Below are 17,977 nucleotides of genomic sequence, written 5' to 3'. Positions count from 1 at the left end.
TTTAGTCTATTCGCTTATGATATTATAGTTATAATTCTTAATTTACTTTAGAAAACAAAAATAAGGAGGCTACACAATGCAAAACGCCGTAAAACTGGATGAAATCGATCATAAAATTATGAACTTGTTGTATGAAAATGCGAGAATTTCTGTTTCAGAAATAGGACGAATTATATCCATGACGCAACCTGCTGTAAAAGAACGTATTAACAAGCTTGAAGATCAAGGAGTTATAGCGGCTTACCGAACGAAATTTGAGCCTGCAAAAATTAATAAAAACATTCAAGCATTCATCATGTTTAAAACGAGCCAATGCTCTGATTTTATCCAGTATTGTAATGCAGCTCCTGAAGTAACAGATTTATTTCGAATTAGTGGGGAATTTAATTATATGATGAAGGTCATGAGCGATTCGATGGATTCTCTCGCTACATTTTTAGACTCTTTAATGCAATTTGGCTTGTCATCTCCTTTAATTGTTTTAAAGAGTGAGTTTGAGGAGAAATTGTCATTCTAATAAAGGATACGTATTATCCTCCGCTAACAGTAAAAGCTTTTCCTTTATGAGAAAATCCAACAAAATTAATGATTAGTAACAAAAAAAGAACATTGATTTTCAATGTTCTTTTTTATATCTCTACTTATTATTTAGATTGCTATTCGAAAAAAGTACCTTAATCCCCTTACCCTTGATTCCTCTGCGCCTCTCTAAACTCCTCCTTCACCTTCTCTAACAACCCTTCTTCCGTAATTAATCGATACGCCGTATTTGCTAATGCTTTTGCCGATGTAATTAATGCTTTATCTCCAAGTTCTGAACGTGCTGCTTCTCTAAATTCATTCGTATGTGCAATTAAATCATCTGGTCCGATTTTAATGTACGGATGAATTGTCGGTACGACTTGACTTACGTTTCCTGCGTCGGTTGAACCGATTCCTACTCTTTCTTTACGATTTACATCTTCACCTAATAGTTCTAGTTCTTCCGCTACAATATCGTTATATGTTTTTGTTACGAGTAATTCATCGATTTCATTTTGGAATTGATGGATTTTTACTTTTGCACCTGTTGCTAACGCTGCTCCCTCAGCAATATTTTTTACTTTTTCTGTTACTTCTGCACATCTTTTTCGCGTTGCTGCACGGATGAAGAACCTTGCTGCAGCGTAGTCAGGAATAATGTTAGGTGCTTTTCCTCCTTCTGTAATGACGCCATGAATTCTCACGTCTGACGGAAGTTGTTGGCGAAGTGCATTAATACCGTTATAGAGCTGAATAATCGCATCTAATGCGTTAATCCCTTCTTCTGGCGAAGCTGCAGCGTGAGCTGTTTTTCCGTAAAAATGAAAATCAAGTGGATCGACTGCTAGTGAAGGACTCGTTGTCGCTGTTTTTCCGCTCGGATGAATCATAAGCGCCGCATCAATGTCTTTAAATAAACCTGCCTTTACATAACTTGATTTCGCGCTACCATTTGGCCCTCCTTCTTCTGCTGGCGTACCAAACACGACAACTTCTCCGCCAATTTCTTCAAGTGTTTCTGATAATGCAATTGCTGCTGCAACACTAATTGTGCCGATTAAATTGTGACCACACGCATGACCGAGTCCTGGTAAAGCGTCGTACTCCGCTAAAAATGCAATTGCCGGTCCTTGTTTTCCAGAGCTTTTTCGCGCGATAAATCCCGTTTCATGTCCAGCTATATTGTGCTGCAACTGAAACCCTGCACTACCTAGTAATAAACTTAACGTTCTTGATGCGTAAAACTCTTGGTTTCCAATCTCCGGATTCGCATGAATATCATGACTTGTTTCTATGTACTTTTCCTTATTTCTTTCGATACTCTCTTCAATTGTTTTTCTTTGTGACGCTACTCCTGTCGCTCCCATTGTTCTTCCTCCTTTTATTTTCACGTAAAAAAGCCTCTTTCTAAAAGATAGAAAGAGGCTTCTGTATATACAGTCAAAATGAGCTTCTTTCTTATCTTTCAAGTTACCTTGCTGGAATTGGCACAGTATTCATAACGAATCCGCTGCCGAGGTATCATAGGGCCAGTCCCTCCACCTCTCGTGATAAGAATTTTCATAAAATTATATTAAATTATTTTTTATTCTAAGTTCATTCCAAGTAAAAGTCAAGGAATTCCTATCCGAATTTACCGAATATCTAAAAATCCTTTTAATACACCAATTGTCTCAGGTGCTTGCAGTCTTGCACATACGTACGGAAATTCCGTACTACCTTCAAACATCATTTGAGATGTAAGCGGTGCGCCTGCCCAGAAGATTTCATCATCGATTACTAGGAACGGGAATGCTTTATTTTGTCTTTGTAACTTTACATTTTTCAGTGGAACTGGTCCGTCACTATACACTGTTATTTGCGCATTTGTACGCATTAACGCTTGCCATACTCGCTTATCCACTTGTTTTGTACTTGGAAGTGAAATAATAATTTTTCGTTTTGCTGCTAAAATATCTTTTAATAGCCCTTTCGTTTCCTCAAGATTCATTTCCATAAACCAGCGTAAACGTTTCGATATTTTTCGTTCCCACAATTGTCTTGATGTCGTGCGATCATACACATTTCCGTGACGTTCTATATGAGCTGTTAATTGTGATAACGCTTGTTTTCTCGAAAGGTTTTTACGCATATAATGGCAATCTGATAATTGAATGAACTTCCCTCTCGCCCTTGTCACTGCTACATTGACGAGGCGATGGTTTTTGTGATCAAAGAATAATACGCCAGGTCGTTCTTGCGGATAACTGTCAACCGTATCAAAAATCATCATATCTCTTTCAGAACCTTGGAACTTATGAACTGTCGCCGCTAAAACTGGTATGTTTTGATATTTCGTTCTCTGCAACATTTCTCTCATACACGTCGATAAAAAGCGTGACTGCGCCCTGTAAGGTGTCACAATACCAATTGATTGAACACCGTCTAACAATCCGATTAACATCATTTGCATTGCTACTAAACCAGACATAATGTTAAAACGTGAACCAGAAGCAGCATCTTTTAACGAAAAAGCTCCCATTTGGCTCGTATCAAATAAAACACTCGCTTCATTTGCAAACGGCTGCAATTGCGCAAGTTCTTTACGCTCTGAAACAGACGGATGATCGTATACTCTATTTTTATAAATAAACGAATTCGTAAACTTCGATATATCCGCATGCATACGTCTTTGTTCCTGCAACATAAATAGGTTTGGGTGTGCTTCTGATTTATTAACAGACTCAACAATCCCAGCATGGTAAAACATATCTTCCCCAAGCCATTTGCGAACAATTTCATGATTTGCCATCGCAATTGGAGGTAACTGTAAAAAGTCACCGCAAACGACGATACGTTTCCCAAGTGAAGCAGCTAATGCAATTTGCGGAACGAACGCCATACTCACCTCATCTACGACAACTAAATCAAATGTACGCTCATAAATTAGCGCATCAATGGCACATTTCGATAAAGTTGCGCCGATTACTTTCGCATTTTCAATATATTCTTTTTCTACTTCTTTAATTTTAGCCTTTTGCTTTCGAAGATCACTTTCAATCTCCTGCATACGCTTCTTATCAGAGGACGTTGCCTTATACGATAAGATTTTTTCACGAAGCTCTTGGCGTGTCTCTTCTAAATAGAGTCTTTCCTCACCCCATGATTCGTTCGTCGTTTCAACTAACTTAGATGCAAGTAACGTTTCATGATTTCGTATATGTTCATGTTGACTATAACCGTAACGAACAATTTCGCCAGGCGTCCATTTCTTTTTCTTCTCAATTTGCTTCGTTACTTCACTCATTAATACGTCTACTGCCGCATTACTATGAGCTAACACAAGTACCGATTTTCCCTTTTGATAATGAGCCGAAATAATACGTGATAAATTGTAAGACTTCCCTGTTCCAGGTGGTCCCCATACGTACGTTGTCGGATTGTAAAACGCGCGATATGCCAGTTCATTTTTCGGATTTTTCATCTTCTCAATATGTTTCGGACTGCTCGTCCCATCAACAAGACGCTTTATACGATTACGTTTCAGCTTATCTTTACGTGCTTCTTTCAATCGCTCTTGCAGTTGCTCTAACAATTGCCACGGTTCACTATATAAAACCGCTTCTCTTATTTCACCTTGTATATAATCATTTAATTTCAGCTCTATTTCTAATCCATGTATAGATAATACTTCCCCTGTCGCTTCCTCACCATCGAACTCAATTCGAATGGGTGAACCTTCAGGTAAGCTTACTTCCGAAATAAGCTGAAATACGTATACTGTACTTTCATAATCTGTATATAAAAAACGACCGTTCATGATAGAAATTTTACTACCACCTATCGTTTTCCAATGTTTAATTTCATACGCTAATGCATAATGCCACTCTTTCATCGTTTCCGATAATGAAGGAGTTTGAGTAGTTGTATTCATCGTATAATCTCCTTCCTTCTCCCCAAACATACTTTCTCACTATACCATATAACACGTTAAAATTTGTAAGGTTTTTATCTTGCTTATTTTCTTAATTTTCAATAATATATTGTATATAATTTTCAGAAAGAAGGAATCTACATGCCAGTCAGAAGAATAGAACACGTTGGACTTATGGTTGCAAACTTAGAAGCATCTATCTCATTTTATGAAGAAGTAGTCGGCCTACAGCTCCTTAAACGTATGGGGCACCCGAACCCAGACTTAAAACTCGCTTTTTTAGGTGTGGAAGAATCGAAGGAAACGATACTCGAACTCATTGAAGGCTACAATTCTTCCTTGCCAGCAGAAGGAAAAGTACATCACATTTGCTTTAAGGTAGATTCATTAGAAGATGAAATCGAAAGACTAAAGAAACACGCAGTAACCTTTTTACTAGGAGAAGAAATCGAAACATTACCAGATGGAACACGTTACATATTCTTCGCTGGCCTTGATGGAGAGTGGATTGAGTTTTTTGAAACGGAGAGATAAAGTGAAACTTTATTTTGCGGGATAGAAAAGGAGCTGGAATTCTGGCCCTTGTTTTTAACCAGTAACAATGAAACATACCTCCAACCTAAGAATTTACCAAGATTAAAAACACAATCATTTTGTTAGGAGGAGAGAATGGGAAATACAGTCTTTATTATTGTTTTTTGGATACTGATACTATTCCCAATCCTTTATGTAATCAAGATAAAGGATTGGAATATAAAAACAGCTGCCTTATTTGTTGGAAGGATTCTATTAAGCATTTTCTATTTCATAAATGGAATGGTGTTAGGTCTGCAACGAAATTGGATAGAACCTCCCCATGAAACAGAATGGGATTTCTTTGTAAAGTCTTTACTAAACGGAAAAACTGATGCACTTATACACTTTTTACTTCTAATTATTATCATTACTTTGGATTTATTCTTTACATTTTATTATATCAATAAAAAGAAATAGGATATTCTATCCTATTTCTTTTTTTTATGAGTAGCGCCATATCGCTATCAAACTAATGTTTTACGCTGCCCCTAAACAATAATTTTTTACATTTTTACTCTGAGAATGTCAATTGTACTATTTTTGGGGTATTTATTTTTACTAGCTTGATGGACATGGGTTTGATTTATTTTCTTAGGTTAGTAGACATGTGGTGCTATCCCATTACTATTAAACTAAAAATTTAAGTGTAATATCATTTAAGGTAATACTTAAGATACAAATAAAATATCTTTTCCATGTCGCACTGTTTTATTGAAGTCTATCCCGAGTTATAGCTAGTTCAATGCGACTGTAAATTCGGAGTTCGGTGCGCCAGCAAATACAACTGTTCCGTTCTCTGGTAGTTTCACTTTGTTATTATTACTAACAACGCTAAAATTGACGCATACTCCATTCCCATCATACACCGCGAATGAACTTCCTGATGGCAACTCCACATTCATCGTTTTCCCTGCTACCTCTTGCGGAATCGTAAACCATTTCGCATGCCCATTTTTTTGCAGTGTAACTTTCGATAATTGACCTGCATCAAGGGATTTTACGTTAGATTCACTGACGTATAAAAAGCTGGCCATCTCCATATATTCAGTACCATTCTCTGTATAGAAATGAGCTTCCTTCGTATCCCTCCCATTCATCACAGGAATCTGAATTTGATGCGTCGCCGTATTCGGACCTGTAATTTTTTTGCCGTCCCAATAGCCATCCTTGATCGTAATTTGTGTGTTAAGAGGTATTTGTTGTCCTAGATAATTTATAGAATTAAATTTTTCGTTAACAAGGTAGAACTTGCCGCCCTCGCGCTTCGCCCATGCAGCAGCTGTTTTCTTCGGTAACACATTGTTTTCTAATTTCTGAGCTAAATAGTGAGTCAGCACATTTTGCCCCAATCCCGGTGATAATTCATATGTGCTCTCTCTTAAATAAACTTTTCCATTCTTCTCAGTGACGAAGTTAAGCTTGGAAGTACCCTTTTCATTTATAAAGCTTCCATCCGCCGTATATACATATTTTTCTTCCGGTTTAGTTGGTAAAAACAGTTCTCCCTTCTTCGTAATCTCTATTTTGAAATGGCTTTGGATATTTCCATACAATCCTGCTTTTTTTACCACATCTTGAGGCACTTTAGCCTTGACTGGCTTGCCGAAGGATTTATCTGGTTTTATATCCTTAATTGCCCCTTTCTCTTTAAGCCTAGCTAGCAGTAATTTATTTGCCAATAGTTGATTTGTCATGCTGCTCCCACCGGAGGACAATACAGCTGCTGCCATCTTCTGTTCTGGAAGCACGACCAATGTAGCATGTTGCAGCATCGTATCCCCACCCTTAGTCAACGCTTTTATCCCATATTCACTGAATGGGTATAGTTTCACACTATCCCAGCCAAGACCATAGTTGAACATATTTCCGCTATCTCCTGGCCACATTCCTTTTTTATATTCTTCTTGTTCCATCGCCTTGATTGCTTTATTAGAGAGAATTTCTTTTCCCTGTCCCATAAATATTTGTGAGAATCGCACCACATCTTCTGCAGTAGAGGAGATTCCTCCCGTACCAATCACATTTACCATTTCACTTGGAAGCTGTCCCTGGTATGTCGGAGAATACTGTCCAGCCCGCTTTTCGTCTTCCCATTTGTCTTGCGATGTTATCGTTTGATTCAGTTTTAATGGCTCTGTAAACTTTTGATGTAGAAATTCAGTAAAACTCATACCGCTGACTCTTTCTACCAAGATCTCAGCCAGCGTAAAACCGTCATTACAGTATACTGAAAACGCGCCAGGGTCTGCCTTCAAGTTTTGGTTGGACAATTGTTGCAACAAGATATCATGGGCATAAGCATCATTATCTTTAAATAAAAATGCATTATTGAACGTCGAACCTTGCAAACCTGAGGAGTGATTCAACAGCATACGCGGTGTAATGCGTTTATATCGTTTATCTTTCATTTTGAACTCAGGAATATAGCCAGTAACAGGAGCATCCAAATCAACTTTTCCTTCGTCTACTAGTTTCATAACAGCCGCTGCTGTATATACTTTACTGGTTGAACCAATTCCGTATAGAGTATCTTTAGTTAATGGTTCTTTCCCTTCTATGTCGTTCTTGCCTGTCTGCCCCGACAAAATAAGTTTACCATTATCAATCAGCGCATACTGCACGCTAGTCGTCTCATAGGACTTCGTGAGTAGTTCAGCGTTCTCTGCAGCAATCTTCTCCAAATCTTTACTAGCAACTTCTTGGCTAGATACAACCGGAGCCTTACTGCTAGAAGACGCTATCGCTCCTGTTGGCAAGCTCATCGTTAGGGCCAAAGTAGCGGCTAACACCCCAGATAATTTATTTTCCATAAAAAAATGCCTCCTTAGATAAATGATTAATTTCATCTTTTATTTGTTCAATTACAAACATCACATAAACTACTATTCTGGCTTTATCCCTACTGTTGTAACAAACGGTAAAACCTCTCTTTTTCACATGTATGTTAGTACCATAAATGATTTTTTATTTAGAATGCGCTTGTTACTAGTTTGGTTTTCGTATAAATAAACCCTATTTATCCTCCCTCTTTTGTGCTTCTCTATATTTGTATCCTACATAATAAAAATTTCTTTTTTCTTATGCATTTCTTACAATTTCCTTACGTTCAAATCACTTCTATAATTAGGTAAATTTTATTTTAAAATCTCCAGGATAATAAATGCTTATATAATCCCACAATTTCATAGAAGATGGATTCATACCCCTGCGCCAAATCATCATACACATCTCTGCTATTTCCTTGGATGCCCCCCTCAACCTTTACAACAGTTCCAACTGGCATCAACACTTCTTCACGTTCTTATAAATAGTAATAACTAATCAACTCCTTACCTGAAAATAAATGAATATAGAAAAAGAGAGATAAGGTTAAAATACCTTTATCTCTCTTTTTCTTTCACAAATTTTGCAAAGATTTTTTTGTAAGAGTCCCCTCACCATCAATTTAAGAATTAAAAAAAGAAGGGGATTATCCCCCTCCTTTTTACGCTTGCTCCGACTTTCGAAATTATTTAATATACCCACGATTCAACTTAGTTAACTTTTCATTGATGTTAAAAATTTTCACTCTAATATCTTTTACACCAGCTGCTTCAAGTCTGCTCTTGTGCATTTCCGCGTATTTTTCAGCATCTTGTTTTTCTTCAAATACATAAATGCCTCCAGCTTCTTTTGTTTCTTTATTCTCAGTCCATATTTTCCAGTGGAATCCTTCTTCTTCGTTAATACTATTTGCTAAATCCCAAAATCCTTTTTCCATTTCTTCACCAAAAGGACCCTCAAACGGAAAATCAACTTGTAATAAATATGCCATTTTCACTCACTCCTATTTTTAATATAAAATTCTTGCCATTCTTTTACTGATTATGATCCGAATGATCGTAATGTCTAAATTCGTATTGCTATTATTATTCAAGCACTAATTTGAGAATCCCCCTATTTGTAAAATAATCACATAATGATAGTAACTTGAACGCATAAAGTGAAAATTTAATAGTTTTCGGTTATTTTTAAAAAATGTGATACAAACTTATCCCTAAACTAAGGACAAACAAAACAAGTGCAGGTATCGCTTTCTTAAAGGGATCTCTCGCTAATACAATTAGCGTTAATGCAGCTGCAAGCATCGTACCGCCTAATAACAATCCTGCCCATAAAGCTACTGTTGAAATCCAAATTCCTATCAACATTCCAATCGCTCCTACAATCTCAAAAGCTCCAGTTAAGAAATTAAAAAACGAAGGTAAACCAAATCGTTTGAACTCATCTGCCATTTTCCCGGATATAATTTTCGTTCCTGTCATTAAAAAGAACAGAAACAACACTACTTTTACAATATTGATGAAAATTAAAATAGTAATCACACCTTTCTTATTATTTGATAAAAACTCAGTATTGTTCAGATAATAGTCACTACCTTTATCCTATTTCCTGAGATTACCTGTATGGAAGTCGCTTCCATTTACATTACCCTTTTCCATATTAAAGGGCCGAAAATTACATGCTATAGCATATATAATGCGGAAATTTGACTGGTACTAGGCAAAAAAGTGAACCTGAATCAGATATGATACAAAATAAAGTTATCTTCCCATTCGTCCAAACGAAATTATATGCTGTAGCATATATAATACCTAAAACAAAGTTTGTTCCTTATGAATAGCATAGCATCAATAAGGAACAAATATTAATAGTGTGTATCATACAATTTGTTTAATAACGATTGTAATACTTTAATTTCTTCCTCGCTCAAATTACTCGTAACGAAATGGTGAGCGTCTTTCACTACAGGCAAGATTGTTTTCTTTAACTCGTCACCTTTTTCAGTTAAAAAAAGGTTATGTGAACGCCTATCTTGGTCATTCAAAGCCTTCTTTACAATCCCTTTTCTCTCCATTGACTGTATCATTCTAACAACAGTAGTTTGATCTTTATCAATAGCTTCCGCCAACTCTTTTTGAGTAGTGCTCCTTTGGCTACAAAGAACACTAATAATCCCCCACTGCTCTGGCGTAACTCCATACGGCTTTAATTTCTTCGTAAAATAATTGGTCATTTTCACATCAGTACGATGAACAAGATAGCCTATTAAATCATGTAAGTTCATATACCACCTCTATAAATTAAGATATGAAAGGATATAGCATACCAGTCAATCATTCACAATGAATGTATTTGTTTCATCATATATATGCTATGGCACATATAATAAAGTAGATTATTTTAATTGTCAAATGATTTACCTATTATTTTTCGAAAACAAAATCGCCCCCTTAGATTATAGAAGGAATGACTAATTTGACGTATTTCTCTGGCGATTTCTCCCCTGTCGTTTTATGATATGCTAATAACATTTGATAAAATATGGTATCTACAAATAGTCAAATACCTTTAAAGATACCTCGTCCAGTTCTTGCTATTGCAAGATAAACAGCATATAATCAGTTAACCACCCTCATGAGCAACAAAAACATAAAAAAGACATTCCAAATACGGAATGCCTTCTTTCATTTTATAAACCCATCCACTTAAATCTATTTTACAACTATAACATTCAACACGCTGAAATCTTCTATTTAACGTAATCAATCCATTAACTAAAAAAATTTGTTAATTGCACAATGCTCTTCTCACTTTTCTTGCAAAATTTAGTGGATCATCAACGTCTTCGATATTAACGTAAATCAAATTTGGATCATCACATAACCACTCATTGTGTATAGACGAAACAATTATTCCTTGTTTAATAATTGTCGCCACAAATTCAGTGACTTCTTTTTGTAAGAGTGCTACTCGGCCTAGGCATAATGCCCGTCCAGTTTTATTGTCTCGTGATTCGAATGAAAAGGAAGTTGTTACTCTAAAACGTTTTCCCAAGATTGTTGCTCGTATTTCATCCCTGTTTATTGTTGCCACGCATTTCCCACCGGCGAATCCTTCTTGTCCACCGATAATTCTTGCAAACTGTTGACAAATTGATTCCTCATTAACTGCCATACCTTTAATCATCCCCCCTTTTACTGTTAGGTTATGAATGAATACATAGGTCTGAAACGGTAATGAATCTAATGTATTATAAAAAAATGATGACAATCTACCGAAAGCTATTAACTCAATTATTCTTGATCGTATGAATTGTTATCAGAGTTTAAATGGTGCGGAATTTTCATTTTATGTTTAATGGGCATCGGAGACTGAAAGCAAAACTCAGCTATTATATGGTAAGACATTTTTAAAAAGCATAAAAAAGACACCCTAAGGTGCTATCCTCCGACTTGAGAATCGTATCTATGTATGGAGAAATTTAGAAAAGACAAATACAAAAGAGAAGATTCTAACTATAATTTATAGAACTCTTATGCCATGAATTACTTACATATTTCCTTATTTACCAGAAGAAGAATCTCAGTTACATTATTTTCTGAACAGTCTCGTTAAAGCCATCCCAAGAAATCCAATGCCCATTCCTATTAGCCATCCAGTTTGGGCATTACCTAACATAGATCCCACTCCTCCACCAAGAAACATACAGCCAACGAATACTAATCCTCCAATTCCCCAATTCGGCCGTTCCATAATTCAATCACATCCTTTCAATAAAACATATGCGATTAGCTCCCTCAACTTTCTTCTATAGGATAGTTCATTATTTTGCTTAGGTTTAGCGCTTCAAGGAATTCATAAGATGTGAAGCTTGAGCCATTTATATAGATTGTAGAAGTATGAAGATTTTCCACATTTTCAAATGGTAACGTATAAGCATGAAAACACTATCGAAATAAAACCCCAGAAATCCAACGGTCTCTGGGGCTTCCTTATATATTTAGCTCTTTTTGCTTTTTGTTTTGTTTATGTCTATACAGCAATTTTCGACTTATTAGAGAAATCACTAATAAGGTCAGAATTAATAAGATAAGTTGCATAAATGATAAATCAAAATATTTAGCACCTGTAACGATTAAAAGTGTAGAAATCGTGCCTTTTACAACGAAAAAAATAATAACCCATAACCCGCCTTTTTTCCAGTTCATTTTATATTACCCTTTCCTACGTTTAAATTCTTAAAAGATTTAATGATAGTTCTTAAATGTGACAACTTAATAGAACTCTATTATATTAACAAAAAATTCATGTCTAATTAAATGCAACGATTCTATATTAAGTGAAAATGATATTCATTGTCAATTTTATTGACTATTTGAATACTTATTCTTAATCTCTTCCTACTTTGTTTCTTATTAACAATACACTTTTGTATTCAAACAAAAACACCTCCATTACATTTGCACACTTAGTATGCGAATGCAAGAGGTGTTTTTTCATATACCATCAGGTAAGATTTCCTGTTTTGTTTATTTCTTGATACGTAGCTATTTTTTAATACACGATAACTGGATCATACGTGTTCAAACTATCATATACAGTTTTTGCAACATTAGGAAGAAGGTTCACACATCCACCTGATCCTCCTGTTAAATAAGCATTATTTCCCCAGTCTTTTCGCCAGCCGGCATCGTGGAATCCTTGACCACTATTTGTGAATGGAACCCAGTAATCTACTTTAACCGCATAATCAGCTTTTCCTACTGCGTTACCTCTTAGCGTATATGGTGTTCGTTTATAGAGGACGTACCACACACCTGGTGATGTATCTTCACCAGTACTATGTTTACCAGTTACTACATTTGTTGTAACAACTAATTTTCCATCTTTGTAAATCCAAATTTGTTGCTCTGCAATTGAAACTTCTGCATACGTGTCTCCGATGCCATTATTCGATGTTGTTTTATAACCGATACCTTCCTTCTCCCAACCATTTCCGTGAATATTAGAAGCAGAAAGCGACTTTTCGCCTTTCTCAAAGGCTTGTTGAACTTGTTTAGTTTCTTTTTCAACATCTAGTGCCCAGCCGTATCCTTGTCCTTTTACTGATATGACTGAACCGGAATGCGTTTTAAATGAGAAATCTTTATTTAATGTTGATTTGGCATTATTAATTTCAGTAATTTTCTTCTTAATATCACTCGCATCAATTGTAACTTTCATATCCTTTGACATAGAGGCATTTTGAATTAAATCTTTCGCTTTTAAAGGATAAACTTCATCCTGCACTTTATACTCAACAGACTGCCCAAGAAGATTCTGTAGTGCTTTCTCCTCTTTTTTGACAATCGGATCGTCTTCTTTAATAGGTTTTATGTATGCAGACTTCAGATGAATTTCGCTTTTATATTTTTGCTTATCATAATCTTTCAGTAGACTAGTAACATCATACTGTTTTCCTTCCACACTTTTCGAAATAACAATTTTCCCTTGTTCTAGCTTCGCCATAGCATCTTGAGGCGCTTTTAATTTTTCATTCATAGAGATGAGCGCTTCTTCTACAAGTTTTTTCATCGTTTCACTACGATACTGATCTGCCTTCTCTGGTAGCAATGAATAATTTTCTCCCTTTGAGGAAGGGAAAAATGTCCACTGACTTTTTAATAGTTTCTTAACTTGAGGCAAATCTTTTTCCGTAAGTTCCGTTTTTGTATCTTTTTCATCTAAAATTTGTTGTTGATCAACATAGACTTTGTTTGCTAGTCCAGATGTCTTTAATTTCTGTATTGCCTGATCAGCGCTCAGACCACCAACTTTTGTGTCATTAATTGTAACATTCGAATTGAAGTGAGTTGCCTGATAATAACTCATTCCCCCAATAAGAAGTGCAATTACACCAATACCCACTGCGATAAACTTCCAATTTGTATAACGTTTTTTTGATCTTACTCGTTTTTGATCAATTTCTTCAACTGATTCATTTGTTGTATTGTTGTTCATCAATCTTTCCCCCGTATGCATTAACGTCAAACGATTTTCAACTAAAATCATAAACTAGTGTACCTTATTTTTCCTAAAATTTCATTATTTCCGACCACATTTTATCGCAATTTAATGATTAAATTTAGATTTTTTAATAGTACGATGCATTGAACAGTCACTTACAAGTCATAAAGTGAAATTTCAATCAACCGTTACACCAAGGAAATTAGCTAAACCTTCTTTGGAAAACTTTTTCTCTTTACGTAAAATACGAATTATATTATCCATTTTTATGAACATCACCCCCTAAGTTTGTCAAAAAAATAAACGATAGTCCTTCTATATTTTTGATAGAAGGACTATCGTTTTTTCAGTTAGAGTATTTGTATAATCGTTTAACTTTTTATTTCCTGAAGGTCAAACGTGATGAAGATGATAAAATTTCATCTCCAAGCCTTTAAATGAAAACATTATGTTTTTTATGGCAACCTAGTTTATTTTCTTAGCTTGATGACGATGGGATATCACCACATGTCCAGCAGCCTAAGATTAAGTAAGAGTCCGTTCAACTAGATTTTTTCTAATATTTTTAGGAGCATCTTATTTCAGCCTCGTCATATTACACTAATCGAATTTAAAACACATCCGTATGCTATTTAGTAAAATTTACGATTCGAGCCATAATTATTGCAGTAGCCAAGATAATAATAGCGGTTATCAAACCAGATTCTCCAATCCAAATCTCAGTTTGATCTCCTGTACTTGCACGTGCGAAAGGTCCTTGAATAATGGCATTCCAAGTAGTATGAATGATAACCGAAGGCCAAACGCTACCTGTGATAAGTCGTAAATAAGCTGTAATATAACTGAATGGCACAATACAAAAATAGATGCCAAGTACTGAAAGTAGGGCAGATGTTCCCTCTACATATAGACCAGCAATAACAATTGGAACATGCCACGTTGCCCAAATTAATCCGCTAATAAGAATGGGACGTGAAAACTCTGCATCGATTAGCCTTGTGAGCATATAACCTCGCCAACCCATTTCTTCTCCCATAACTGGAATTAAGTTAAGCAAACTACCTAAAACTCCGCTCAATACTACTATAAAAATGAAACTTAATGGTATCGGTAGATACTGAAATCCAAGTATATTGTAAATAGGTTCTAGCATACCACCTTGCGGGGGCTGAAACCTCGCAATTCCGCTCAACCAGGCGATAGAATAAGTAATTCCACAAATAATCATAGGTATTAGCAGAGCAAAACCAATCCCCTTCCATATCTTTAAGTTACCGAGACTAAAAGATACATCTTTAAACCCTTCTTTCAATATTATGCGAGTCAAAATAGAAGAAAATGCTGGGGTAAACATATATACCACAATAAGTGGCATACTTTTAGTAATCATTACTAGTACATTTAGGATAATAGAAGTAATAGTTAAGATACTTAGAAAAAGTTGAAGTCCTATTTTAGCACGTTGGATTTTATCTTTATTGTGGAATGCTTCTCCGCGTAATAACATTGTAATCCGCCCTTCCCCTTTTATTCATTTGTTTATCAAAATTACTTCCTGTCATTTCAACAGCTACAACTTAGAATAAAGATATTTTGGCATACAGATTCATTCATCTTTACAATCCCTCCCAAATTCATAATCTAATCTTACTTGCGGCTCAACAATGTAATTATTATTTATAAGTTGTCATAACCGATAGTACAAAAGTGTAATGATTAATCTATGACCTGTGTCAATTAACCTTATGACAATATGTAACTAGAAAATATGATATGGAATAAATAACAATTGAATTAAGGCAATTGATTCGTGCAAGTACATGAATCAATTTTGCTTTTACAAATAATTCAATTGAGGTGGAAAAAAATGAATAAGAAAAGAATAATTGCAATGGTTAGTACAGCTTTATTAGTCACAGGATGTGTAGAAGTAGGAAACGCTCAAACGGTAGCAATCGAAAATTCAGGTCAATCAATCCAAAAAAATATAGTTAAATCAATACAATCACAGGCTAACCCATTAAAAACGATAGAGCCGTCAAAACCATTTGAAGATTTAAAACCACTTAAGAAAATGATTGGGAACGCACAATATGTAGGATTAGGAGAGAATACCCATGGAAGCTCTGAAATTTTCACTATAAAATTTCGCCTTGTGAAATATTTGGTTACTGAGATGGGTTTTACAAATTTCGCACTGGAAGAAGATTGGGGAAACGGCTTAAAGCTAAATGAATATATCCAAACAGGAAAAGGAAACCCTAGGGAATTTTTAAAATTGTTATATCCTACTGATGAAATCATAGCCATGATTGAGTGGATGAAAGATTATAATGCTGATCCATCCAATAAAAAAAAGATCCAATTTATTGGACTCGACTTAAAAACGTTGGACCAAAGTAGCTTTAATAAAGTAATTGATTATGTAAGGGTGCATCGACCAGATTTGCTGACAGAAGTAGAAGAAAACTATAAAGAATTATCATCTTTTACCGGCAGTATACAAGAATATATGAAACTTACTCCTGAATTGAAAGAGAAGTTCAAAGCAAACGCTGAGAGAGTAGCCCGATTACTAAATGATGAGAACGAGCAAGCCAACGCAGAAATAATTCCATCCGAGTACATCTGGGCGAAAGCAACGGCAAGTGCAATAGAGAAATTTACCACAATGCTACTTCCTAACGACTATCCAAGTATAATAAAACTACATGAACAATACTTGGCCGATCATGCAATGTGGGCACAAGAGACATTTGGTGGTAAAACGATGGTATGGGCACACAATATTCATATAGCTAAAGGAATTATCGATGAGAAATTATACCCTTATGTTGCGGGGCAGTTTTTGAAGGAACGTTTAGACAATAATTATGTCACAATTGGTAGTACAACTACGGAGGGAAATTTCACCTTATACAGCGAATATGATCCTTCCACTGGAGGTAAGATTACAACAGACACTATTCCACAAGATGTAAAAAGTTTCAATTATACTCTCGGAAAAGTGCCATATAAAATGTTTTTATTGGATAACCGTCACCTTAAAGGACAAGCAGAGAAATGGGCTAAAGCAAAAAGACCATTACTAAGTATAGGGGGACAAATCATCCCGAACAGTTCGGTATACTTTGAGACTTCATTGCTTGAGCAATTTGATATTATTTTTCATATTCGAAAAACAAGTCCATCTCATATTAAATAAAAGTACAAAATAATCCCGTTCTTGCATATGCAAAAACGGGGTTGTTTTGTGGGGATTAATAAAGTGAAACTTTAATCAGCAGGTTTTTGTTCATCCCCCACTGATTATTAGCCTTCACCAATCGTGCGTTTACCGGCAGCCCGCCCCCCCACCTAACGCTGAATTTTGAGGTGGGAGTCTTACTGCCCAGTAAATAGCGGGATAAAAGCATCTTTTTTAAACAGAAGTAGGCTGCTCTCCCCTTTTTAACATCATTTAGAACTGTCATATGACACTTTTACACTAGTGAGACTGACAAAAAAAGCAGTATGATTCGGTTATTACATAGATAGGAGTGATGAACTTTATGAAATCAAGATTCATCCATAATGGTTATTTTTTATTGCTAACTTTCGGTACAGGATTTTTTTATTTTTGTTTTTACCTAATAGCTCTGCTATTTAGTTTAACGCTTTCATTTACTGTTGTTGGGATTCCATTAATTATACGCGTACTACAGACTACCACACCCTTTATCCAATTCGAGCGCATACAAACGAAAATTTATACAGATATTTCAACAGACTCTTACGATAGAAGTATAACAATGGATACATCGAACTGGGCTCAGGTGAAATTAGCGCTTACAGATCGTCGCACTTGGTGTGCTGTCTATTGGTTAATGCAGAAATTTGTGATTGGCATTTTCAGTCTCATTAGTGCAATCATTTTTTATGTAATGCCACTTATGTTCCTGTTGGCACCACTACTGTATCGATACATCGATATGAATATTATATTTATACAGATAGATACTTTTGCCAAGTCACTCTTTGTAATGTTTATGGGTATAGTATTTACCGCCATAAGTATTAGAATAGTAGATGGTTTGACAAAGAAAATTGGGGGCTATACACGTAGTATGATTCGGCAACTAAATCAATAGAAGTTTA

17 protein-coding genes and 1 riboswitch are annotated in these 17,977 nt (G+C 35.5%); of the genes, 5 read left to right on the top strand and 12 right to left on the bottom strand.

Annotated features, from left to right (window positions below; genetic code table 11):
* The first annotated feature begins 76 nt into the window (after nt 1-76).
* Nucleotides 77-517 carry an Lrp/AsnC family transcriptional regulator gene (locus tag ACTFP3_RS11015; protein ID WP_001178564.1) on the top strand — a complete coding sequence of 147 codons (441 nt, stop codon included), beginning with the start codon at nt 77-79 and terminating at the stop codon, nt 515-517.
* 166 nt (nt 518-683) lie between these two features.
* Here the strand turns inward: ACTFP3_RS11015 and ACTFP3_RS11010 are convergent, their stop codons facing one another.
* Nucleotides 684-1,889 carry a M20 family metallopeptidase gene (locus ACTFP3_RS11010; RefSeq protein WP_086388342.1) on the bottom strand — a complete coding sequence of 402 codons (1,206 nt, stop codon included), beginning with the start codon at nt 1,887-1,889 and terminating at the stop codon, nt 684-686.
* 88 nt (nt 1,890-1,977) lie between these two features.
* Nucleotides 1,978-2,079: riboswitch (SAM riboswitch) on the bottom strand.
* Between the two features lie 76 nt (nt 2,080-2,155).
* Nucleotides 2,156-4,465 carry an AAA domain-containing protein gene (locus ACTFP3_RS11005; RefSeq protein ID WP_326036962.1) on the bottom strand — a complete coding sequence of 770 codons (2,310 nt, stop codon included), beginning with the start codon at nt 4,463-4,465 and terminating at the stop codon, nt 2,156-2,158.
* A gap of 111 nt (nt 4,466-4,576) precedes the next feature.
* Between ACTFP3_RS11005 and ACTFP3_RS11000 the strand changes: the two genes are divergently transcribed.
* Together ACTFP3_RS11000 and ACTFP3_RS10995 are read left to right on the top strand one after the other, a co-directional pair.
* Nucleotides 4,577-4,969: a VOC family protein gene (locus ACTFP3_RS11000; RefSeq protein ID WP_113303066.1), complete on the top strand. Its 393-nt coding sequence runs from the start codon at nt 4,577-4,579 to the stop codon at nt 4,967-4,969.
* Between the two features lie 135 nt (nt 4,970-5,104).
* A complete protein-coding gene (locus tag ACTFP3_RS10995) occupies nt 5,105-5,428 on the top strand; it encodes a hypothetical protein (RefSeq protein ID WP_016122820.1) in 324 nt (107 codons plus the stop codon).
* Nucleotides 5,429-5,745: 317 nt separating this feature from the next.
* Here ACTFP3_RS10995 and ACTFP3_RS10990 read toward each other — a convergent pair whose 3' ends face one another.
* The 10 genes from ACTFP3_RS10990 to ACTFP3_RS10945 form a co-directional block, all read right to left on the bottom strand.
* Nucleotides 5,746-7,821: a serine hydrolase domain-containing protein gene (locus ACTFP3_RS10990; RefSeq protein ID WP_049108421.1), complete on the bottom strand. Its 2,076-nt coding sequence runs from the start codon at nt 7,819-7,821 to the stop codon at nt 5,746-5,748.
* Between the two features lie 329 nt (nt 7,822-8,150).
* Nucleotides 8,151-8,294 (bottom strand): hypothetical protein, encoded by a 144-nt coding sequence (locus tag ACTFP3_RS10985; RefSeq protein ID WP_440010423.1) that lies wholly within the window; start codon nt 8,292-8,294, stop codon nt 8,151-8,153.
* A gap of 225 nt (nt 8,295-8,519) precedes the next feature.
* On the bottom strand, nt 8,520-8,825 hold the full coding sequence (locus tag ACTFP3_RS10980) for a monooxygenase (RefSeq protein WP_006922748.1): 306 nt from the start codon (nt 8,823-8,825) through the stop codon (nt 8,520-8,522).
* 196 nt (nt 8,826-9,021) lie between these two features.
* Nucleotides 9,022-9,372 carry a DoxX family protein gene (locus ACTFP3_RS10975; protein ID WP_033685496.1) on the bottom strand — a complete coding sequence of 117 codons (351 nt, stop codon included), beginning with the start codon at nt 9,370-9,372 and terminating at the stop codon, nt 9,022-9,024.
* Between the two features lie 326 nt (nt 9,373-9,698).
* Entirely contained in the window at nt 9,699-10,118 is a 420-nt protein-coding gene (locus ACTFP3_RS10970; protein ID WP_001048563.1) for a MarR family winged helix-turn-helix transcriptional regulator, read from the bottom strand.
* A gap of 503 nt (nt 10,119-10,621) precedes the next feature.
* A complete protein-coding gene (locus tag ACTFP3_RS10965; RefSeq protein ID WP_002204749.1) occupies nt 10,622-11,008 on the bottom strand; it encodes a DUF1259 domain-containing protein in 387 nt (128 codons plus the stop codon).
* 417 nt (nt 11,009-11,425) lie between these two features.
* Nucleotides 11,426-11,587 (bottom strand): hypothetical protein, encoded by a 162-nt coding sequence (locus tag ACTFP3_RS10960; protein ID WP_000441009.1) that lies wholly within the window; start codon nt 11,585-11,587, stop codon nt 11,426-11,428.
* A 239-nt stretch (nt 11,588-11,826) separates the two neighbouring features.
* Complete coding sequence (locus ACTFP3_RS10955; RefSeq protein ID WP_001104104.1) at nt 11,827-12,042, bottom strand: hypothetical protein; 216 nt, start codon at nt 12,040-12,042, stop codon at nt 11,827-11,829.
* 346 nt (nt 12,043-12,388) lie between these two features.
* The gene (locus tag ACTFP3_RS10950; RefSeq protein WP_440010418.1) at nt 12,389-13,834 is read right to left on the bottom strand and encodes a L,D-transpeptidase family protein; all 1,446 of its coding nucleotides are present in this window, start codon (nt 13,832-13,834) and stop codon (nt 12,389-12,391) included.
* A 634-nt stretch (nt 13,835-14,468) separates the two neighbouring features.
* A complete protein-coding gene (locus ACTFP3_RS10945; RefSeq protein ID WP_322369498.1) occupies nt 14,469-15,347 on the bottom strand; it encodes a CPBP family intramembrane glutamic endopeptidase in 879 nt (292 codons plus the stop codon).
* Nucleotides 15,348-15,707: 360 nt separating this feature from the next.
* Here ACTFP3_RS10945 and ACTFP3_RS10940 point away from each other — a divergent pair, with 360 nt between their 5' ends.
* Complete coding sequence (locus tag ACTFP3_RS10940; protein WP_400855960.1) at nt 15,708-17,045, top strand: erythromycin esterase family protein; 1,338 nt, start codon at nt 15,708-15,710, stop codon at nt 17,043-17,045.
* A 346-nt stretch (nt 17,046-17,391) separates the two neighbouring features.
* Nucleotides 17,392-17,970, top strand: a complete 579-nt coding sequence (locus ACTFP3_RS10935) for a sensor domain-containing protein (RefSeq protein ID WP_006922767.1) — start codon at nt 17,392-17,394, stop codon at nt 17,968-17,970.
* Nucleotides 17,971-17,977: the final 7 nt, after the last annotated feature.

The organism is Bacillus cereus group sp. MYBK5-2, assembly GCF_051915685.1.
GTDB classification, from domain to species: domain Bacteria; phylum Bacillota; class Bacilli; order Bacillales; family Bacillaceae_G; genus Bacillus_A; species Bacillus_A cereus.
This window is presented reverse-complemented; position numbering and strand designations above follow the sequence as displayed.

Coding starts and splice junctions, on each gene's coding strand:
- ACTFP3_RS11015 (WP_001178564.1), top strand. CDS start 77: ATGCAAAACGCCGTAAAACTGGATGAAATCGATCATAAAATTATGAAC.
- ACTFP3_RS11010 (WP_086388342.1), bottom strand. CDS start 1,889: ATGGGAGCGACAGGAGTAGCGTCACAAAGAAAAACAATTGAAGAGAGT.
- ACTFP3_RS11005 (WP_326036962.1), bottom strand. CDS start 4,465: ATGTTTGGGGAGAAGGAAGGAGATTATACGATGAATACAACTACTCAA.
- ACTFP3_RS11000 (WP_113303066.1), top strand. CDS start 4,577: ATGCCAGTCAGAAGAATAGAACACGTTGGACTTATGGTTGCAAACTTA.
- ACTFP3_RS10995 (WP_016122820.1), top strand. CDS start 5,105: ATGGGAAATACAGTCTTTATTATTGTTTTTTGGATACTGATACTATTC.
- ACTFP3_RS10990 (WP_049108421.1), bottom strand. CDS start 7,821: ATGGAAAATAAATTATCTGGGGTGTTAGCCGCTACTTTGGCCCTAACG.
- ACTFP3_RS10985 (WP_440010423.1), bottom strand. CDS start 8,294: ATGCCAGTTGGAACTGTTGTAAAGGTTGAGGGGGGCATCCAAGGAAAT.
- ACTFP3_RS10980 (WP_006922748.1), bottom strand. CDS start 8,825: ATGGCATATTTATTACAAGTTGATTTTCCGTTTGAGGGTCCTTTTGGT.
- ACTFP3_RS10970 (WP_001048563.1), bottom strand. CDS start 10,118: ATGAACTTACATGATTTAATAGGCTATCTTGTTCATCGTACTGATGTG.
- ACTFP3_RS10965 (WP_002204749.1), bottom strand. CDS start 11,008: ATGGCAGTTAATGAGGAATCAATTTGTCAACAGTTTGCAAGAATTATC.
- ACTFP3_RS10960 (WP_000441009.1), bottom strand. CDS start 11,587: ATGGAACGGCCGAATTGGGGAATTGGAGGATTAGTATTCGTTGGCTGT.
- ACTFP3_RS10955 (WP_001104104.1), bottom strand. CDS start 12,042: ATGAACTGGAAAAAAGGCGGGTTATGGGTTATTATTTTTTTCGTTGTA.
- ACTFP3_RS10950 (WP_440010418.1), bottom strand. CDS start 13,834: ATGAACAACAATACAACAAATGAATCAGTTGAAGAAATTGATCAAAAA.
- ACTFP3_RS10945 (WP_322369498.1), bottom strand. CDS start 15,347: ATGTTATTACGCGGAGAAGCATTCCACAATAAAGATAAAATCCAACGT.
- ACTFP3_RS10940 (WP_400855960.1), top strand. CDS start 15,708: ATGAATAAGAAAAGAATAATTGCAATGGTTAGTACAGCTTTATTAGTC.
- ACTFP3_RS10935 (WP_006922767.1), top strand. CDS start 17,392: ATGAAATCAAGATTCATCCATAATGGTTATTTTTTATTGCTAACTTTC.